The sequence below is a fragment of the Dyella sp. genome (assembly GCF_035277725.1).
In the GTDB taxonomy this organism is placed as follows: Bacteria; Pseudomonadota; Gammaproteobacteria; order Xanthomonadales; family Rhodanobacteraceae; genus Dyella_B.
Map to the genome: position 1 here is coordinate 1 of NZ_DATEJY010000076.1, position 4293 is coordinate 4293.

Here is a 4293-nt window from a genome sequence, read left to right on the forward strand (position 1 = left end):
GGTGTGGACTTATGGCGGCTGCATGCCTGGTCCCATCATTGAAGCGAAGAGCGGTAGCACGGCGCGCATCGCGTGGCACAACGACTTGCCAGCCAAGCATTTCCTGCCGATCGATCACCGCATTCACGGTGCCGAAGCGGACCGGCCGGAAGTGCGCGCCGTGGTGCACGTGCACGGTGCAAGCGTGCCTACGGCCAGCGACGGTTATCCGGATGACTGGTATGTATCCGGCCAAAGCCGCCTGCACACGTATCCCAACAAGCAGGAAGCCGCGGCGCTCTGGTACCACGACCACGCGATGGGCATCAATCGCCTGAATATCTACGCCGGCATGTTCGGCTTTTACCTGTTGCGGGACGAGCACGAGCTATCGCTTGGTTTGCCCGGCGACGAACAGGAAATTCCGCTGGTCTTGAGCGATCGCCTGCTTACCACCGGGGCGCAGCTTTACTACCCGGTATCGGGCAATAGCTTGGCGCCATGGGTGCCAGAAGTGTTTGGTAATGCCATGCTGGTCAATGGTGCGCTGTTGCCGTATCTCGAGGTGCAGCCGCGCCGCTATCGCTTCCGTGTGTTGAATGCTTCCAATGCTCGCTTCTTTAATTTGAAACTGCGCGACGGGCGACCGTTGTTGCAGATCGGCAGCGATCAAGGCTTGCTGGCGGCGCCCGTAACGCAATCCAATCTTTTTATCGCGCCGGGCGAACGCGCGGATGTCGTTATTGATTTTGCATTCTTGGCTGGACAGCGGATCGAATTGATCAACGAGGTGCTTCCGATCATGCAATTCCGCATCGGCAGCGGTCGTGTGAAGGACACGAGCGTGGTGCCTGCGGTATTGCGCGATGTGCCGCGCCTGCCCGAGTCCGTCGCAACCAAGCAGCGCATGCTGACCTTGGATTCCTATCAGGATTGCGTCGCCGAACCGATGCTGATGTTGCTCGATGGCAAGCGCTGGCATGAGCCGGTGACGGAAAAGCCAGTGCTCGGTAGCACGGAAATCTGGAGCCTGATCAACCTGACGGACGACTCGCATCCCATCCATCTGCATATGGTGAAATTCCAGATTCTGGATCGCCGGCGGTTTGATCAAGGCGCATGGATGGATGACAAAACGGTTCGCTATACCGGCCCGGCGCAGTTGCCTGCGGCAGGCGAAGCGGGTTGGAAGGATGTGGTGCAGGCGTGGCCGGGAATGATCACCCGCATCATTGTGCGCTTTGATGGTTATGTGGGGCGTTATGCGTGGCATTGCCATCTGCTGGAGCACGAGGCGAACGAAATGATGCGGCCCTTCGAGGTGGTGCCCGCATAAGCCGAACACCGCAGACCGATGTTGTAGGCCGAGATGAAATCGTAGGCTGGGATGTAATCCCAGCATCGCCATGCACAACAAATGCTGGGATGGCATCCCAGCCTACGTGAATCCCTTCATCCCAACGCCATCTGAAAACGGAGGGATGACTTAGGAGCTCCCTCAGGCTACTTGGTGGCAATATTCGCCAGCTGCGCCGCATCCACCCGCAACACCGGATAAGCCCCGACGCGCTGCACCGTGTACCACGGCGATCGCATAAAGAAGAAATTCAACCGCGCCCGGCTATTCGCTGCAAATGCCGGATCATCATGCAGCTTCTGCTCGAACGCTGCCTTCAGCGTGGGATCCTTCGCCATCATGTCGCGTGCCAGTTTCTCCAGCACACGTGGTTCGCCGAATTCCTTGGCTTCAAAGACCGCATCGAGATAGCCCCAACGCAGCAGGGAATCAGGTGCCTGCGGTTCCAGCAACTCCATGATGACGTTCGCCGCACGCTGGTTCATCGGCACGATGACCGAGCCGGCAGGCAAAGTCACTTGTTCTGGATGCGCTTGAAGCGTGAAGCTTTGCAGCATCAGGTGCCCTTCAAACGGCTCGCTCGCCCACTTCGGCTGATCGAGCTGGTAGGCGGTGGCATCTATCTCTTTCATCGGATGGCCGATGCGGCGATAAGCGATGCCGTGTGCATCCAGCTTGTCGATGATGGTTTTCCATTCGCCCGGCACGATATACGCGGCGGGTGGTGCGATCGATATATCAGGCAGCAAGCCGTTCCAGTTATTGATGCGATAGGTGACGGGCTTGCTCGGGTCGTACTGGATCCACGTGTCGTTGGAAATATCGCTGTGCGTTTGCGTAAAGGCGTAGCCCTTAAGCTCGTACGGCGTCGGCGTGGGATCAGGCTTGAACGTCAGCGGAACTTGTGCGTGCGCATCGCTGGCGCGCGCAATGGTATCGGCATCAGCTTGGCGAGTGGTGGCCAGCAGGGCAGTCGGATCGCGATCGATGTGATCGAGCACGACGCGCAGCAAATCGTAAACGGCATGTACGCGTACGGCGTATGACTTCAGCATGTGCGTTTCGATCAACAACGCCGGGCGATTCTGCAGCGCTGCATAACCAGTTGAAAAGCGCGGCCCGGAACCGAAATTCTCGATGCCTTTGCGCGGATCGCGGCCATCCTTGAACTCCAGATAGATCGAAGCCGAATGGCCGAGCTTTTCGTACGCGGGTATCGCCTGTTCCACCAACAACTTGCGTTGCCACGCAGCGACAGCGGGATCGAGCTTGTGCGGATCCTCGGTGTACCAGGTGAGGTCGTATGGGTAATCGGCGCCGTCCGTGGTGTGCACGTCGATCAGGAAATCCGGCAACCACGCCTGCCACAGCTTCAGCCACGCCAAGGTTTCCGGCGCTTCGGCTTTGATGTAGTCGCGATTGAGGTTGAGGTACTGCGCCTGGTCGCGAAAGCCCATGCTTTCCGGGCCATTCTGATTGATACGGTTGTACGGCGAGTTGTGCTCGTGCCCATCCACGCTATACACCGGAATGTAAACCAGCACCACGTGGTCGAGCAGATGCGGGTATTTGTCGGTGACGGCGATATCGCGCAACAGCATCAGTCCGGCATCCTTGCCTTCGATTTCACCCGGATGGATGCCGGCTTGCACCAGCACGATCGGTTTATGCGCAGCACGGGCGGCGTCCGGGGTGAACGTGCCATCGTGGCTTGCAATCACTACCGTCATGGGGCGGCCTTGTGGCGTGACGCCAAACGTTTCCAGCTTGATCTGGTCCGGCGCCGCCTGTTGCAGCCGCTGCAGATAGGCCAGCATTTGCGCATCGCTGGGCGTGGTGCGGAATTGAGAGGCTTCTGCCGGCGTGGTCCAGTTGTCTCCGGACCCGGCAGCGTGCGCGCCGATGGCCAGCGCACTCAATAAAAGCGCCGGCCATGCGCGGCGCATGATCATGCGGGATCCTTGGCGGGCAACGCGGCTGGCGTTGCCGGCAAGGTATCCGGCGCCACCGCGCCGCCGGAAATAATGAAAGCCATGGCCTGATCCATGGTCCAGTCGGTTGGCGTCAGCTCATCGAGCGGCACCACTTCCAGATACCCGCCAGTAGGGTTGGGTGTGGTGGGGATATACACCGCCGCCATGTCGCGGCCGGTGCCTTCTTCCTGCATCACCCGCGTGACGAAGCCGACCACCTTCATGCCCTTGCGCGGAAAATCCACCAGCACCACGCGCTGCGCGCCGCTGGGTTTTTGCTGCAGCACCGTCATCAATTTCTTGGTGCCGCCATAGATGGTCTGCACCAGCGGAATGCGCTGCAAAAGGCTGTCGAACGCATGCAGCAGCCGCTGGCCGATCATGCGATTGGCGAGAAAACCGAGCAGATACAAGGTGGCCAGGGTAAGCACCAGCGCCAGCACGTAGGTAACCCACCCGTGGCTGAGCTGATCGGCCACCTGCGGCGATACCCAGCCCAGCGCACCGACGAAGGCTGCCACCAGCGGGGCGCCGAGATCGGCCAGAAAGCCGACGATGAACTTGAACACCAGCCACGTCACCCATAGCGGCATGAAGGTGAGCAGGCCGGTGATGAGATAGCGTTTGACGCGCAACGGGGGCATGAAGAGGGCTCGGGGCGGGGAGGGCGCCTTATTGTAGAGCTGAATACCCGGCCGTGATTTTTTCGCGCGGGCCGCGAATAACAGGAGTAACCAAGGGGATGGGATATGCGCGGACGGGAACAACAGCGAGCTTTCGAACCTGCGAATTGTTCAACGATTCCGCGGCTTCAGCCGTACATAAAGCTGCTTACGCACGATAGCGACCACTTCGCCCGCCGCCGTCTTGATCGGTACATCAAACCAGCGCAACACCTTCTCGCCGTTCGCCGCTGCCGCACGCAACTCATCCAGCATGCCCGGTTCGAGCTTGAAGTGTGCATAGACATCCTCGCGGCCCGGT

General features: G+C 59.7%; 3 protein-coding genes and 1 pseudogene. 1 reads left to right on the plus strand and 3 read right to left on the minus strand.

Annotated features, from left to right (window positions below):
- A partial coding sequence (locus VJR68_RS07575) for a multicopper oxidase family protein (protein ID WP_324147054.1) occupies positions 1-1315 on the plus strand: 1315 nt, incomplete at its 5' end.
- Between the two features lie 167 nt (positions 1316-1482).
- On the opposite strand, the gene VJR68_RS07580 is transcribed toward VJR68_RS07575, so the two are convergent.
- The 3 genes and pseudogenes from VJR68_RS07580 to VJR68_RS07590 form a co-directional block, all read right to left on the minus strand.
- Positions 1483-3282, minus strand: a complete 1800-nt coding sequence (locus VJR68_RS07580; protein WP_414647751.1) for a M14 family metallopeptidase — start codon at positions 3280-3282, stop codon at positions 1483-1485.
- Between the two features lie 2 nt (positions 3283-3284).
- The gene (locus tag VJR68_RS07585) at positions 3285-3953 is read right to left on the minus strand and encodes a DUF502 domain-containing protein (RefSeq protein WP_324147056.1); all 669 of its coding nucleotides are present in this window, start codon (positions 3951-3953) and stop codon (positions 3285-3287) included.
- A 150-nt stretch (positions 3954-4103) separates the two neighbouring features.
- Positions 4104-4293 (minus strand): annotated as a pseudogene (locus VJR68_RS07590) (tetrameric acyl-CoA thioesterase); the annotation flags it as partial.

Coding starts and splice junctions, on each gene's coding strand:
- VJR68_RS07580 (WP_414647751.1), bottom strand. CDS start 3,282: ATGCGCCGCGCATGGCCGGCGCTTTTATTGAGTGCGCTGGCCATCGGC.
- VJR68_RS07585 (WP_324147056.1), bottom strand. CDS start 3,953: ATGCCCCCGTTGCGCGTCAAACGCTATCTCATCACCGGCCTGCTCACC.